Genomic DNA, 13,651 nt, shown 5'->3' on the forward strand with positions numbered 1-13,651 from the left:
TTTCGCCTTTCCGCCCATACGTGCAAGCAATAAAAAAGCGCCATGGTTTCCCATGGCGCCTGTGCTTCGACGCTGAGGCTTTCCGCGAACGGAAGAATCAGAACGACGGCACCACCGAGCCCTTGAACTCCGACTTGATGAACTGTCGCACATCGTCCGACTGATACGCCGCCACGAGCTTCTTCACCCACGGCTTGTCCTTGTCCTGCGTGCGAACTGCGATCAGGTTCGCGTACGGGCTATGGACGTCTTCTAGCGCGATCGCATCCTTCGTCGGTTGCAGGCCGGCGGCCAGCGCGAAGTTCGTGTTGATCGCCGCGGCGTCGACATCCGCGAGCGAGCGCGGCAGTTGCGCCGCATCCAGCTCGACCAGCTTCACCTTCTTCGGATTGTCAGCGACGTCGAGTGGCGTTGCGTTGTTGCCGTTCGTACCTGCGCCGGCCTTCAGCTTGATCACGCCCTGCGATTGCAGCAACAGCAGCGCGCGGTTCTCATTCGACGGATCGTTCGGCACCGCGACCTTCGCGCCTTGCGGCAGATCCTTCGCCGATTTCAGCTTCTTCGAATAGATGCCGAGCGGCGAGATGTACGTGAGGCCAGCAGTCACGATCTTGTAGCCACGCTGTTTGACCTGGCTGTCGAGATACGGCTGGTGCTGAAAGCTGTTGGCATCGAGATCGCCTGCGTCGAGCGCGGCGTTCGGCTGCACGTAGTCGTTGAATTCGATGACCTTCACGTTCAGCCCTTCGCGCTTCGCGACTTTCTGGACGACTGCCCAGATCTGCGCGTCGGGGCCGCTGATGGTGCCGACCTTGATGACCTTGTCGTCGGCGTGCGCGGCGAAGCTCGTCGCGAAAGCGGCGGTGGCGAGAACCCCGGAGAGGGCTTTGAGGATAGTTCTACGCTGCATGGATTTCCGATTGTGTTGCGTTGATTCAGGTTCAATAGTTCGCGAGAGGCGCGCCGGGACTGTCTTCTGTCTTCGCAGTCCGCTGGACCGCGAATGGTCTCATACGCCTCGCGCAAAGGGAAATATCGCGATCGCATATGAATATGCGAGCGGTTTGCACTGGGTGAAGGGGAACTGCGGGGAAGTGCGGGGAAGCGCGGGGAATTGTGCAACGACCAGCGAGGAGAGATCGCGCGGCAAAAGCCTGCGGCGAGATGCGCGATTTCCAGTCGCGTTGCGGGCCGCCAGCCCGAATGCCGGCGGCCTGCTTCAACTATGCGTGAATCAGAACGTGGTCCACTCGTCGCTGGACGCTGCAGCTTTGGTGACAATCGCGTTCGCCGAAGGTGTCTCAGCTTTCGCCTTCGCGCGGGCCGATGGGGACGTGTCAGTGTCAGCGCCGCCTTGCGTCGATGCCTCGCTGACAACCGCGCGAACCGCAGGCTTCGGCGTTTCCTTCGCACGTCCCGCCGCACGGGTCGTCGTCGAAAGCAGCGTCCTTGCGGCGATCCGCGCGGATGGCTCGACACGGCTCGCCTGTTCGTCGACACGGAACGCGGCCACCGTCTCGCGCAGACGCGCCGCCTGATCCTGCAGCGAAGCCGCACCAGCGGCCGCCTGTTCCACGAGCGCGGCGTTTTGCTGCGTAACTTCGTCCATCTGCGTAACGGCGCGACCGACCTGCGAAATGCCGCTGCTCTGTTCTTCGGACGCCGCGGCGATTTCACCCATGATGTCCGTCACGCGACGCACGGCCTGCAGGATTTCGCCCATCGTCGTACCGGCCTGACCGACGAGCGCCGAGCCGTTGTCCACGCGTTCCACAGAATCGCCAATCAGCTGCTTGATCTCCTTCGCCGCGGTCGCCGAACGTTGCGCGAGGCTTCGCACTTCACCCGCCACGACTGCGAAGCCGCGACCCTGCTCGCCCGCACGCGCCGCTTCTACCGCGGCGTTCAGCGCGAGAATATTGGTCTGGAATGCGATGCCTTCGATCACGCCGATGATGTCGGATATCTTGTGCGAGCTTTCGTTGATCTCGGTCATCGTGCCGATCACACGGCTGACGACGTCGTTGCCGCGCGTCGCGATATCCGACGCGTTGTGCGCGAGCCCACTGGCCTGACGCGCGTTGTCGGCGTTCTGCTTCACCGTTGCCGTCAGCTCTTCCATGCTCGCGGCCGTTTCCTGCAGCGACGCCGCCTGCTGCTCGGTGCGTTGCGACAGGTCGCTGTTGCCGGCGGCGATCTGCTGCGTCGCCGATGCAATCGATTCAGCCGAATGGCGAATCTCGCCGATCGTGCGTTGCAGACGCGCCTGCATATGGTTCATCGCGGCCATCATGCTGGTCGAGTCGTTCGAACGCAGCACGACCGTCTGCGTCAGATCGCCCTGCGCGATACTCGCCGCGAGACGCGCCGCCTGTTCAGGCTCGCCGCCAAGACTGCCGCGCACGTTGCGGATGATCAGCACCATCGCCAGCGAAATCACCGCGCCGACCACGAGCACCACGATCAGGTGGCCGAGCAGCGTTTCGTAGTAAGTCGTATCGATGTCGCGGATAAAAACACCGCTCGTGATGTTCCAGTCCCACGGTGCAAAACGCACGACGTAGCTGATCTTCGGCACCGCGGTTTCGCTGTGCGGCAGCCGTCCGCGATATTCCGCGAAACCGCGGCCGCTCGCCTTCGCTGCATCGACGAGCGCTACGTACAGCAGTTTGCCGTCCGGATCCTTGAAATCGCCGACGGGTTTGCCGTTCATTTGCGGCAGCGTCGGGTGCATCAGCACGACCGGCTTCGAATCCATCACGAAGAGGTAACCGGATTCGCCGTAGCGCATCGTCGCGAGACGGGCGAGCGCTTCGCGCTGCGCGTCGGCTTCGCTGAGCTTGCCGCTCTGCGCCAGCGTGTAATAGCCGTTGACGACGCCCTGCGCCGCCTCGACGAGATTCACCATGCCGGCCTTGCGCTCGGCGAGCATGGTGCCGCGGGTTTCGACCGCGCTCCACAGCCCAACGCCCAGCAACCCCAGCCATACGAGCGCAAGCGACAGCCACAGCTTGCGATTCAGACTCATCCTGCTCATCGTGTCGGTCTCTTTCGTGTGGGTTCTTCCAGTTCGCGCGCGTGCGCCTGATCGGCGCAAACGATTGCTCGCTGTATAACGGCTAAAAGGTTGCCCAACTTGAGACAAAAAGGGACATAGCTGGGCAGGCCGCCCCAAAGAGCGGCGACCGGCTGGCTAGTGGCTCGCCCGGCGACGACGCTGGATCACGCCGGTTCTGGCGCTGAACGCAGCAACTGGCGACTTACCCGGTCAAGGAATTCAAGGTCACGCGACCGGCGCCGGGGCTCAATCTACCGGTGTTGTCCTGACGCTGGGGCGATAAAAAAGCGGCCGGTGGCCGCTTCGCGTTTCGTTTTCTTCTTCGCTCAGTCGAGCATGAGTTTGATGTCGTGGACCCAGGGCGCCGCGCCCTGCCCGTCGCGGGCGAAGAGTCTCAGCTTGCCGTCCGGATCGAACACGTAGCTCGCAGCGGTGTGGTCCATCGTGTAGCTGTCGGGCGTCTTGCCGGGCACCTTCGCGTAGTACACGCGGAAGTCCTTCGTCACCTTGACGAGTTGTGCCTCGTCCGCCGGCCGCAATCCAATAAACGTCGGGTTGAACGCCGGCACATACTGCGCCATCAATGCGGGCGTATCGCGCTCCGGATCGACGGTCACGAACAGCACCTGCACGCGCTTTGCATCCTTCGGCCCGAGTTGCTCCAGCGCCTGCGAAAGTTCGGCCATCGTCGTCGGGCAGACGTCCGGGCAGTGCGTATAGCCGAAGAACAACACGACCACCTTGCCCTTGAAGTCAGCGAGCGTGCGCGTTTTACCGCTCGCATCCGGCAGCGAGAAATCGGAGCCGAACTGCGTGTTGCCGGTGATATCGAGGTTCTGGAATGCAGGCGCCTTGTTGCAGCCGGTCATGAAGAGCGCGCCGCCAAGCGCGCAGGCGACCGCTGCGACGCGCGCCGCGCGCGCAAGCCTGAGTGTGAGCATGGTGTTACGCGCCGATCAGGACGCGTGCGTAATGGTCGACCAGCAACGCCGCGAACAGCAGCGACAGATAAACGATCGAGTAACGAAAGGTTTTACGCGCGAGCGCGTCGGAATATTCCCGGTATATTTTCCACGCATACGCGAGGAAAACCGCGCCGAGCAGCACCGCCGAAGCGAGATACACGACACCGCTCATGCCGGAAACGAACGGCATCAACGCCACGGCGAACAGGATCACCGTGTACAGCAGGATATGCAGCCGCGTGTACTGCTCGCCGTGGGTGTTGGGCAACATCGGCAGACCGGCGTTTTCGTAGTCCTTGCGGCGGTAGAGCGCGAGCGCCCAGAAATGCGGCGGCGTCCACACGAAGATGATCAGCACGAGAATCCACGCATCGCCCGGCACATGACCGGTGACAGCGGCCCAGCCGAGCGCCGGCGGCATCGCGCCCGAAGCGCCGCCGATCACGATGTTCTGCGGCGTCGCAGGTTTCAGCAGCAGCGTGTAGATAACCGCATAGCCGACGAACGTAGCGACGGTGAGCCACATCGTCAGCGCATTGGCGAAGATGTAGAGCGTCCACATGCCGAGGCCGCCGAGCACAGCGGAGAACAGCAGGATCTGCGTCGTGGTGATTTCGCCGCGCGCGGACGGACGCCATGCCGTGCGACGCATCCTGGCGTCGATCTTCTGTTCGACGAGGCAGTTGATCGCGAATGCGCCTGCCGCCAGCAACCAGATGCCGACTGTGCCGCCGACCAGCGGTTTCCACGGCACCATGCCGGGCGTCGACAGGAACATGCCGATCACCGCGCAGAACACCGCGAGCTGCGTCACACGCGGCTTCGTCAGCGAAATGTACTGGGCGATCCGGCTACCGGGATGCTGGGAGAGAGTTGTGCTGTCCATGTGGGTCACGCTGGCGCGGCATCACGCGCGGGCAACACGGCGCGGCCGGGACGGCTATAAGCGATTCGAAAGTTTAGCATAACGAGCAGGAGCAGCAGGATCGCGGCGCCTCCGTTATGGGCGACTGCAATGGGCAACGGCCATTGCAGGACAATGTTCGACAGACCAGTCACGAACTGGATCACGACGACGAGCAGCACGCCGTTCGCCGGCCGCCGCAACGACTCGAAGCGACGCATTTTCAGCGCGAACCACACAAGATACGCGACAACGACGAGCGCGAAGGTCCGATGCGTCCAGTGAATTGCGACGAGCGCGTCCTGCGTGATGACATCGCCGTCGCCGGTCATGCCGAGCGCGCGCCACAGGTGAAAGCCGTGCTCGAAGTTCATCGCCGGTATCCACTGGCCGTTGCAGGTCGGGAAATCAGTGCAGGCGAGCACCGCGTAATTCGTGCTGACCCAGCCGCCCAGCGCGATCTGCACAATCAGCAGAATCAGGCCGGCCACTGCGGCTGTGCGCCAGCGGGCGGCTTCGGGTTCGTACGCGGGCAGCGGCGTCTGGCGCGCGGCCAGCCAGCCCAGGGTGCCGAGCAATGCGAGGCCGAGCAACAGGTGAATCGTCACGATCACGGGTTGCAGCTTCATCGTCACGGTCCACGCGCCGAACGCGCCCTGCACCAGAATCAGCAGCAGCAGCGAGGTCGGCCACCACGGCGACACATGCAACGGCCGGCGACGCAGCCGCGCCATCCACGCGATCACCGTCTGGGCGACGATCAGCACGCCGATCGCCATCGCGAAGTAGCGGTGAATCATCTCGATCCACGCCTTCGACATGCTCACCGGTCCGGTCGGCATCGCCTGATAAGCGGCGCTGATCGCGGCATGCGCGATAAACGGCGACGAAGTGCCGTAGCAGCCCGGCCAGTCCGGGCAACCGAGACCCGAATCGGTCAGACGCGTAAAGCCGCCGAACATCACGAGGTCAAGCGTCAGGAACGTCGTAACCCAGACGAGCTTGCGAAACTTGTTGTCGTCGGCCTTGACCCACACGTACGACAGCGGCAACAGCGCGATGCACAGACCAATCAGGCCGAGTTGCAAAACGAACATCTCTCCACCCTTCTCGCGAAAACCGGTATCCGCCCTCAGCAGGGCGCCGCATCATCAGCCGATGCTCGACCACTTGAGCAGCTTCGTCACGTCGCTCTTGATCTTGCTCGGGTTCGGATCCTTCGGGAATCGCATCATCAGATTGCCGTTCGGATCGACCATGTAGATGTGATCGGTCACCTTCGTGCCGTTGTCCACCGGCAGCCATGCGGCCACCGCGGACGGATCGGCGATCAGCATGTCGGTGTCGTCGTAGGCGTGTTTGACGACGTCGGGTACATCCGATGGATCGGTGCGCAGCCACACGTTGACGACGCGCTCGCGCTCGCCACCCTGCGTCGCGCGGACCTGGCGCATGAAATACAGCTTTGTGACGCAGGCCTTGTCGCACGCGCTGCCGTCGACGGAAATCATCAGCCAGCGGCCGCGCAGCGACGCGAGCTTCATCGGCTTGCCATCCTCGCCGGTGACGACGAGCGAGTCGGGAATCGGACGCTGCGGTTCAACGAGCGTGCCGTAACTCGTCGAGCCGCCCTTCGGCTTGACGATGTAGTACGTGACGTACGAAGCAACCACCGGCGCCGCACAGATGATCGCGATCAGCAACATCATCCAGCGGCCGCGCTGCCACGAGCCTTGCCTGCCGGACGGCGCGCCAGACGGCAGGTCGCTCGACGCGCCTTTCGAGGCCGGCTGGCCACGTTGCGCCGTCGGGCGCGCGGTCTTGCCGGATTGCGGAGAACGGGGAGATTGCGTCGACACTACAGGACCTCTTTCGATGATTGCGCGATGACGGTCGACATCGACCGGTCATCGCGCGCGATGCATTTACACGCTGGGAGCGTGCTCTTTCTTCGCGGCGCGACGGGCCGCGTACAGCCCGAACCCGATGGCCGCGGCCGCCATGCCCCACCACTGGAACATGTAGCCATAATTCGTTTCGACGCCGGTCGCCGGCACGGGCCAGTCGCGCACCAGCGTGTCGCCGTCGTCGCTCAACTGCTGGATCACGAACGGTTGCAGCGGCAATCCCGTTTCGGTTGCGTAGGCATTGACGTCGAGATTCTGGCGGATCCGCTGGTGTGCCGCCGACCCGCCTTGCCCCAGTTCGTACGCCTTGCTCGCATCAGCGCGCGCGATGCCTTCGATTTCGATCTCGCCCTTCGGCGTCTCATACGGCCTCATCGCCGTGCGATCGTTCATGTTGCGCGGCAACCAGCCACGATTGACGAGCACATAACCGCCGTCGTGCAGTTTAAAGGGCATCACGACATAAAAGCCTGGCTGGTCGTTATACGGCCGATTGTCCAGGTAGACGACCTTCTCCGGCACAAAACTGCCGGTCGCGCGCACGCGATGAAACTCGATGTCCTTCAGCGCGACGGGCGTGGCCGTGACGTTTTGCGCCGGTGCATTTTCGAACTGCGTGATGTGCGCCTGCAGCGCCTCCTTCTGATGCGCGCGATCGCGCTGCCAGAAGCCAAGCCTCACCGTCACGGCGACGACGATCAGGATCAGCACCACGGGGACAAGTCGAAACTTCATTTCACACCGCCCGCAGGCACACGCCTTGCAATACACGGTGAGATAATGAACGTCTTACGTTCGCGTTCCTGACGGTCAACCGGTTCCATGCATATCCTCGTTCCCATCGCCTTCGTCCTCATCATCGCCAGCATGGCTTCGGCGCTGTACTTCATGATGCACGACCGGGGCCAGTCGAAGCGGATGGTCTGGTCGCTCGCGACACGCGTCGGCCTCTCGATCTCGCTTTTTCTGTTCATCCTGTTCGCACACTGGATGGGCTGGATCCAGTCCACCGGAATTCCGGTCGGCCGCTGATGTTTCGCCAGCGGCTGCTGACTGGCGATAACGTCAGTTGACGTGCGTCGGGCCTGAAGCTGGCCAATGGACAGGCCCATGCGCAGGTCACGACAAGCCATTCAGAACTTCGCCCGATCCATCAAGCAAAACGCCGCCCTGACAGGGTCGAGGGCGGCGCTGCGTGGTTTCTGCATACTGCTTGTGCATCCCTTCTTCCGCGCTTCGTTCGGCTGCTTTCGAACCACCTGAAGCGCAACAGCCCGCATACGCCGGATAACCGCCGATGCGGGCCAGACCGCCTTACAGCCAGTACACGACGACGTACAGCCCGAGCCACACGACGTCCACAAAGTGCCAGTACCAGGCGGCGCCTTCGAACGCGAAGTGGTGATCGGCCGTGAAGTGGCCGCGGATCATCCGCGCCAGCACCACTGCCAGCATCGTGCCGCCAAGGAACACGTGGAAACCGTGGAAGCCGGTCAGCAGGAAGAACGTCGAACCGTACACACCCGACGCCAGCGTCAGGTTCAGTTCGTTGTACGCGTGGAAATATTCGAAGCCCTGCAGGAACAGGAAGCAGACGCCGAGCACGAGCGTCGCGGCCAGCCAGGCGATCGCCTTGCGACGATGGTTCTCACGCAGCGCATGGTGCGACACGGTCAACGTCGCGCCCGACGACAGCAGCAGCGCCGTGTTGATCGTCGGCACCGGCCACGGCTGCATCGACTTGAAGTGCGAGACCAGCGCGGCGGGACCGTTGTTCGGCCACACGGCCGAGAAGTCCGGCCAGATCAGCTTGTAATCGAGGCTGCCGAGCTGATGCATTGCGATCTGACGTGCATAGAACAGTGCCCCGAAGAACGCGCCGAAGAACATCACTTCGGAGAAGATGAACCAGCTCATGCTCCAGCGATACGACGCGTCGACGCGCTTGCCGTACATGCCGCCTTCCGATTCGGAGATCGCGTCGCCGAACCAGTGCCACAACGTGAAGAGCAGCCACAACAGGCCGGCCAGCACGCCGAGGGGCGCCCAGCTTTCGCCGTTGATCCACTGCGCAAGCGATCCGAGCATGACCAGCAGCCCGACGGCCGCGCTGATCGGATGCCGCGACGGATGCGGTACGAAATAGTACGGGCTCTCGTTTTGACCGCTCATTCTTGATTCTCCACTTCAGTCCAGTTGTTCCGCTTGGTCCGGTTGGTTCCGGCTTTATCTTCAACGGCGCGTCGATACCGCACCGCTTCACTCTATTCCTGGGCCTTCATCGACCCGCGCTGCCCATTCCATCCGGTGCAGCTTTTATCCGACCACGAGGCGCACCACGAAGATCAGCACGCCAATCAGGATCGCCGCGCAGATGAGGGCTGCGGCGACCACATGCAGCGGATTGAGCTGGGTCGCGTCCGCCTCGAGATCGCGCCGCTTGCGCACTCCCAGAAATGACCACAACACAGCCTTCATCGACTGCCCGAAACTGCTTTTGCGCCCGCCGTTGTCGCTCATTCGCGTCGTCTTCCTTTGCCTGCGGCACGCGCCGTCAGGCAGGGTTCGCCGCTTTGCCAGATGCGCTCACCGCCGGTTTACCGGTGGTGTCGGCCGCCTGATTCGCGGTGCCCTTCGTCGTCGGCGCCGGCGTGTTCAGTTCGAAGAACGTGTACGACAGCGTGATCGTCTTCACATCTTTCGGCAATTTCGGATCGACGACAAATACCACCGGCAGCCGTTTCGTCTCGCTTGCCGCCAACGTCTGCTGCGTAAAACAGAAACACTCGATCTTCTTGAAGTACTCGGTCGCCTCGCGCGGCGCGTAGCTCGGAATCGCCTGCGCCTGAATCGTGCGCGCCTGTTCGTTGCTGACCTGGTACATCACCGTTGTTACTTCGCCCGGATGCACGTCCATGCTGTGCTGCTCCGGCTTGAAACCGAGCGGGCCGCGCGCGTTCGCATCGAATTCGATCGAAATCGTGCGGCTCATGTCGACCTGCGTATTCTTCGCCTCGCGCACCGTTGCATCGCGCTGAACGAGATTGTTGATGCCCGTAATCTGACAGATTGCGCGATACATCGGCACCAGCGCGAACCCGAAGCCGAACATCATCAACGCGACGACGAACAGCTTGATCAGCATCGAACGGTTAAAAGAGCGGTCGGCCTCGGCCGGCGGGTGCTTCGACATCGTACTTCCTCAATCAGGCTGCCAGGGCAGGTTCAACCAGCACTGTCAGCTAAACCAGACCTGCTTGATCACGGCACCCGTAAAGAAAACGATCACCACGACGAGCAGGATCAAACCCAGCCGCTTGTTGCCCGCGCGAACCTGCTCGGGAGTACGTCTTTGCTGTGAATTCCGGGTCATGCTCAATGTCTGGATACTCTTCTGACCGGGCGGCTGGACTGCCGCCGCCCGTCTGGCTTCCCGGTTCAACCTTCTGCCGCCTGAACCGGGTCGCGTTGACCGAAACGTCTTATTCGACGGTCGGCGGGTTTTCGAACGTGTGGAACGGAGCCGGGCTCGGCACGGTCCATTCGAGGCCCGTTGCGCCGTCCCACGGCTTGTCCGACGCCTTTTCCAGCTCGCCGCCACCACGATACGCCGGCAGTGCGACTGCGAACAGGAAGTACACCTGCGCGAGACCGAAGCCGAATGCGCCGATCGTCACGACCTGGTTCCAGTCGGTGAACTGCGCCGGGTAGTCGGCGTAACGACGCGGCATGCCTGCGAGGCCCACGAAGTGCATCGGCAGGAACGCGAGGTTGAAGAAAATCATCGACGCCCAGAAGTGGATCTTGCCGCGTGTCTCGTTGTACATCCAGCCGGTCCACTTCGGCGACCAGTAATACCAGCCGGAGAAGAGCCCGAAGAGCGACCCTGCCACCAGCACGTAGTGGAAGTGGGCGACCACGAAATAGGTACCGTGATACTGGATGTCGAGCGGCGCCATCGCGAGCATCAGGCCCGTCAGACCACCGAACGTGAACACGAACAGGAAGCCGACGGCGAACAGCATCGGCGTTTCGAAGGAGAGCGAACCGCGCCACATCGTCGCGACCCAGTTGAACACCTTCACGCCCGTCGGCACGGCGATCAGCATCGTCGCATACATGAAGAACAGCTGGCCCGTCACCGGCATGCCGGTTGCAAACATGTGGTGCGCCCAGACCATGAACGACAGGATCGCGATCGATGCCGTTGCGTACACCATCGAGCTATAGCCGAACAGCGGTTTGCGCGAGAACGCCGGGATCACCTGCGACACGATCCCGAACGCCGGCAAGATCATGATGTAGACCTCGGGGTGACCGAAGAACCAGAAGATGTGCTGATACATCACCGGGTCGCCGCCGCCAGCCGCGCTGAAGAACGACGTGCCGAAGTGGCGGTCGAAAAGCACCATCGTGATCGCGCCAGCCAGAACCGGCATCACGGCGATCAGCAGGTAGGCGGTGATGAGCCACGTCCATGCGAACATCGGCATCTTCATCAGCGTCATGCCCGGCGCGCGCATGTTCAGGATCGTCACGACGATGTTGATACCGCCCATGATCGACGAAGCACCCATCAAGTGGACCGCGAAAATCGCGAAGTCCATGCCCGGGCCCATCTGCGTCGACAGCGGTGCATACAGCGTCCAGCCCGCGGCGGTCGCGCCGCCCGGTGCGAAGAACGAGCTGATCAGCAGCACGGCAGCCACCGGCAGCAGCCAGAAGCTGAAGTTGTTCATCCGCGCGAAGGCCATATCCGATGCGCCGACCTGCAGCGGCACCATCCAGTTCGCGAAACCGACGAACGCCGGCATGATCGCGCCGAACACCATGATCAGGCCGTGCATGGTGGTCAACTGGTTGAAGAACTCGGGACGCATGATCTGCAGACCCGGCTCGAACAGCTCGGCGCGGATCGCCAGCGCCATCACGCCCCCGGACAGGAACATGACGAACGAGAAGATCAGGTACAGCGTACCGATATCCTTGTGGTTGGTCGCGTACAGCCAGCGGCGCCAGCCATGCGGCGTCTCGTGGGCATGGTCGCCGTGCACGTGCTCGTGACCAGCGGCTACATCGTGTCCGATGCTAGACATGAAAATCTCCTAAAACGAATTCTGCTCTGCTGACCGTGACACGTCAGGCCGCTGCGCTGATCTCGACACGCCGGGCTTCTTTCGCGTCAGCCCCGCCCGTGATCGTTTCCGGCTTCTTCAAAATGATGTGGTCTTCGGCGATGCCCGCTGCCTTCAGCGCGTCGCGCACTGCTTCAGCGCGACGCTTCGCGAGTTTTGCGTTGGCGTCGGCAGAACCCGTCTTGTCGGTGAAACCTGACAGCGTGAACTTCGCATCAGGATGCGACTTTGCGTAGGCGGCGGCTGCGTCGACCGCTGCTTTCGCGTCGGCCGGGAGTGCGCTCTTGCCGGTCTCGAAGTAGACGCTTGCCGGCAGGCCTGCCTGCGGTGCCGAAGTTGCGCTGTCCGAGCCCGCTGCACCAGCCGATGCCGGCGCCGCGCCCGAAGTGGCTTCGGCGCCGCTTGCCGCTGCCGCATCGCTTGCGCCCGCTGCTGCGCCTGCGTCGGCCAGATGGTTGCCGCCTTCCGGCAGCTTGCCGTTACGTGCATCGGCGACCTGCTTCGGCTGGAGGATGTCGCCCGTGTGGTTGCCCCACGCATTACGTTCGTACGTGACGACCGAAGCGATTTCGACGTCGTTCAGCGTCGGCGCCCACGGAGGCATCGCGTTCTTGCCTTTCAGCACGAGGCTCACGTGTTCGGCGATCGGGCCGTTGGCGATCTTGCTGCCGTCGAGCGCCGGGAATGCGCCTGCGCCCTTGCCGGTCGGCTGGTGGCACACCGCGCAGTTCGCTGCGTAGACCTTGCCGCCACGTTCCGTCAGCTCGGCCAGCGTGTATGTCTTGTTGGGATCGTCGGCGCCGGCGGCCATTTTCTTCTTCTCGCCGTCGACCCAGGCTGCGTAGTCTTCAGCAGACAGCACCCGCACGACGACCGGCATGAACGCGTGTTCCTTGCCGCAGAGTTCGGTACAGAAGCCGCGGAACGTGCCCGCCTTGTCGGCCTTGAACCACGTGTCGCGCACGAAGCCCGGAATCGCATCCTGCTTCACGCCGAAAGCCGGCACGTACCAGGAGTGAACGACGTCGTTCGCGGTGGTGATGATGCGGATCTTCTTGTCGACGGGAACGACGAGCGGGTTGTCGACTTCCTGCAGATAGGTATCGGAGATCGGCTGACGGCCGTCCGTTTCGGCACGCGGCGTAGCCAGCGTGGAAAGGAAGCTGATGCCCTCGCCCGGGCCCTTCACGTAGTCGTAGCCCCACTTCCACTGGTAGCCCGTGACCTTGACGGTGACGTCGGCGTTGGTCGTGTCCTTCATCGCAACGACGGTCTTGGTGGCGGGCAGCGCCATCAGCACGACGATGATGAACGGGACGATCGTCCAGATGATTTCGACGGTGGTGCTTTCGTGGAAATTGGCGGCCTTGTGGCCCTTCGACTTGCGGTGAGCAAAGATCGAATAGAACATCACGCCGAACACACCGATGAAAATCACCGTGCAGAGAATCAGCATGAACGTGTGGAGGCTGTAGAGCTCCTCAGCGATTTTTGTCGCAGGCGGCTGGAGATTGATCTCGTTGACGGCTGGGCCGCCCGGACTATCGCCGACTGCCATGGCCGCACCGGCGAAGAACAGCCCGCTAAACGCCAGCACGCCCATGAGGGCTCGCTTGATTGTTTTCATAGCTTCCTTACCCAAAATTTCCATTCAAACCCTCGACCCCGCTGGAAGGCTTTCC

14 protein-coding genes are annotated in these 13,651 nt (G+C 62.6%); 1 reads left to right on the forward strand and 13 read right to left on the reverse strand.

The genetic code is table 11. The features are described 5' to 3' along the window. Positions 1-97 precede the first annotated feature (97 nt). The 7 genes from P3T16_RS29245 to P3T16_RS29275 all read right to left on the reverse strand — a co-directional run bounded on the left by P3T16_RS29245 (position 98) and on the right by P3T16_RS29275 (position 7,569). Complete coding sequence (locus P3T16_RS29245) at positions 98-910, reverse strand: MetQ/NlpA family ABC transporter substrate-binding protein (RefSeq protein ID WP_429344911.1); 813 nt, start codon at positions 908-910, stop codon at positions 98-100. Between the two features lie 324 nt (positions 911-1,234). Further along, a complete protein-coding gene (locus P3T16_RS29250) occupies positions 1,235-3,037 on the reverse strand; it encodes a methyl-accepting chemotaxis protein (RefSeq protein ID WP_429344912.1) in 1,803 nt (600 codons plus the stop codon). Between the two features lie 347 nt (positions 3,038-3,384). Further along, a complete protein-coding gene (locus P3T16_RS29255) occupies positions 3,385-3,999 on the reverse strand; it encodes an SCO family protein (protein WP_429254877.1) in 615 nt (204 codons plus the stop codon). 4 nt (positions 4,000-4,003) lie between these two features. Continuing rightward, entirely contained in the window at positions 4,004-4,909 is a 906-nt protein-coding gene (gene cyoE, locus P3T16_RS29260) for a heme o synthase (protein WP_429344913.1), read from the reverse strand. A 5-nt stretch (positions 4,910-4,914) separates the two neighbouring features. Then, positions 4,915-6,024: a COX15/CtaA family protein gene (locus P3T16_RS29265; RefSeq protein WP_429344914.1), complete on the reverse strand. Its 1,110-nt coding sequence runs from the start codon at positions 6,022-6,024 to the stop codon at positions 4,915-4,917. Between the two features lie 54 nt (positions 6,025-6,078). After that, positions 6,079-6,786 carry an SCO family protein gene (locus tag P3T16_RS29270; RefSeq protein ID WP_429344915.1) on the reverse strand — a complete coding sequence of 236 codons (708 nt, stop codon included), beginning with the start codon at positions 6,784-6,786 and terminating at the stop codon, positions 6,079-6,081. Between the two features lie 66 nt (positions 6,787-6,852). Continuing rightward, positions 6,853-7,569 carry an SURF1 family protein gene (locus tag P3T16_RS29275; RefSeq protein WP_429344916.1) on the reverse strand — a complete coding sequence of 239 codons (717 nt, stop codon included), beginning with the start codon at positions 7,567-7,569 and terminating at the stop codon, positions 6,853-6,855. An 87-nt stretch (positions 7,570-7,656) separates the two neighbouring features. On the opposite strand from P3T16_RS29275, the gene P3T16_RS29280 reads away from it, so the two are divergent. After that, positions 7,657-7,866, forward strand: coding sequence for a twin transmembrane helix small protein (locus tag P3T16_RS29280; protein ID WP_429254882.1), 210 nt, complete (start codon positions 7,657-7,659; stop codon positions 7,864-7,866). Positions 7,867-8,148: 282 nt separating this feature from the next. Here the strand turns inward: P3T16_RS29280 and P3T16_RS29285 are convergent, their stop codons facing one another. From P3T16_RS29285 to coxB, 6 genes are all read right to left on the reverse strand, one after another. Beyond that, on the reverse strand, positions 8,149-9,006 hold the full coding sequence (locus tag P3T16_RS29285; RefSeq protein WP_429254883.1) for a cytochrome c oxidase subunit 3: 858 nt from the start codon (positions 9,004-9,006) through the stop codon (positions 8,149-8,151). A gap of 144 nt (positions 9,007-9,150) precedes the next feature. Next, positions 9,151-9,354 carry a DUF2970 domain-containing protein gene (locus P3T16_RS29290; RefSeq protein WP_429254884.1) on the reverse strand — a complete coding sequence of 68 codons (204 nt, stop codon included), beginning with the start codon at positions 9,352-9,354 and terminating at the stop codon, positions 9,151-9,153. A gap of 34 nt (positions 9,355-9,388) precedes the next feature. After that, the gene (locus P3T16_RS29295; protein WP_429254885.1) at positions 9,389-10,027 is read right to left on the reverse strand and encodes a cytochrome c oxidase assembly protein; all 639 of its coding nucleotides are present in this window, start codon (positions 10,025-10,027) and stop codon (positions 9,389-9,391) included. 45 nt (positions 10,028-10,072) lie between these two features. After that, complete coding sequence (locus P3T16_RS29300; RefSeq protein WP_429254886.1) at positions 10,073-10,207, reverse strand: cytochrome oxidase small assembly protein; 135 nt, start codon at positions 10,205-10,207, stop codon at positions 10,073-10,075. 109 nt (positions 10,208-10,316) lie between these two features. Next, entirely contained in the window at positions 10,317-11,930 is a 1,614-nt protein-coding gene (gene ctaD, locus P3T16_RS29305) for a cytochrome c oxidase subunit I (RefSeq protein ID WP_429344917.1), read from the reverse strand. 43 nt (positions 11,931-11,973) lie between these two features. Next, positions 11,974-13,620: a cytochrome c oxidase subunit II gene (gene coxB / locus P3T16_RS29310; RefSeq protein ID WP_429344918.1), complete on the reverse strand. Its 1,647-nt coding sequence runs from the start codon at positions 13,618-13,620 to the stop codon at positions 11,974-11,976. Positions 13,621-13,651: the final 31 nt, after the last annotated feature.

The sequence above is a fragment of the Paraburkholderia sp. GAS42 genome (genome assembly GCF_050436565.1).
GTDB lineage: Bacteria > Pseudomonadota > Gammaproteobacteria > Burkholderiales > Burkholderiaceae > Paraburkholderia.

Excerpts from the sequence above, each read along its gene's own strand:
- P3T16_RS29245 (WP_429344911.1), bottom strand. The coding sequence starts at position 910 with ATGCAGCGTAGAACTATCCTCAAAGCCCTCTCCGGGGTTCTCGCCACC.
- P3T16_RS29250 (WP_429344912.1), bottom strand. The coding sequence starts at position 3,037 with ATGAGCAGGATGAGTCTGAATCGCAAGCTGTGGCTGTCGCTTGCGCTC.
- P3T16_RS29255 (WP_429254877.1), bottom strand. The coding sequence starts at position 3,999 with ATGCTCACACTCAGGCTTGCGCGCGCGGCGCGCGTCGCAGCGGTCGCC.
- cyoE (WP_429344913.1), bottom strand. The coding sequence starts at position 4,909 with ATGGACAGCACAACTCTCTCCCAGCATCCCGGTAGCCGGATCGCCCAG.
- P3T16_RS29265 (WP_429344914.1), bottom strand. The coding sequence starts at position 6,024 with ATGTTCGTTTTGCAACTCGGCCTGATTGGTCTGTGCATCGCGCTGTTG.
- P3T16_RS29275 (WP_429344916.1), bottom strand. The coding sequence starts at position 7,569 with ATGAAGTTTCGACTTGTCCCCGTGGTGCTGATCCTGATCGTCGTCGCC.
- P3T16_RS29280 (WP_429254882.1), top strand. The coding sequence starts at position 7,657 with ATGCATATCCTCGTTCCCATCGCCTTCGTCCTCATCATCGCCAGCATG.
- P3T16_RS29285 (WP_429254883.1), bottom strand. The coding sequence starts at position 9,006 with ATGAGCGGTCAAAACGAGAGCCCGTACTATTTCGTACCGCATCCGTCG.
- P3T16_RS29290 (WP_429254884.1), bottom strand. The coding sequence starts at position 9,354 with ATGAGCGACAACGGCGGGCGCAAAAGCAGTTTCGGGCAGTCGATGAAG.
- P3T16_RS29295 (WP_429254885.1), bottom strand. The coding sequence starts at position 10,027 with ATGTCGAAGCACCCGCCGGCCGAGGCCGACCGCTCTTTTAACCGTTCG.
- P3T16_RS29300 (WP_429254886.1), bottom strand. The coding sequence starts at position 10,207 with ATGACCCGGAATTCACAGCAAAGACGTACTCCCGAGCAGGTTCGCGCG.
- ctaD (WP_429344917.1), bottom strand. The coding sequence starts at position 11,930 with ATGTCTAGCATCGGACACGATGTAGCCGCTGGTCACGAGCACGTGCAC.
- coxB (WP_429344918.1), bottom strand. The coding sequence starts at position 13,620 with ATGGAAATTTTGGGTAAGGAAGCTATGAAAACAATCAAGCGAGCCCTC.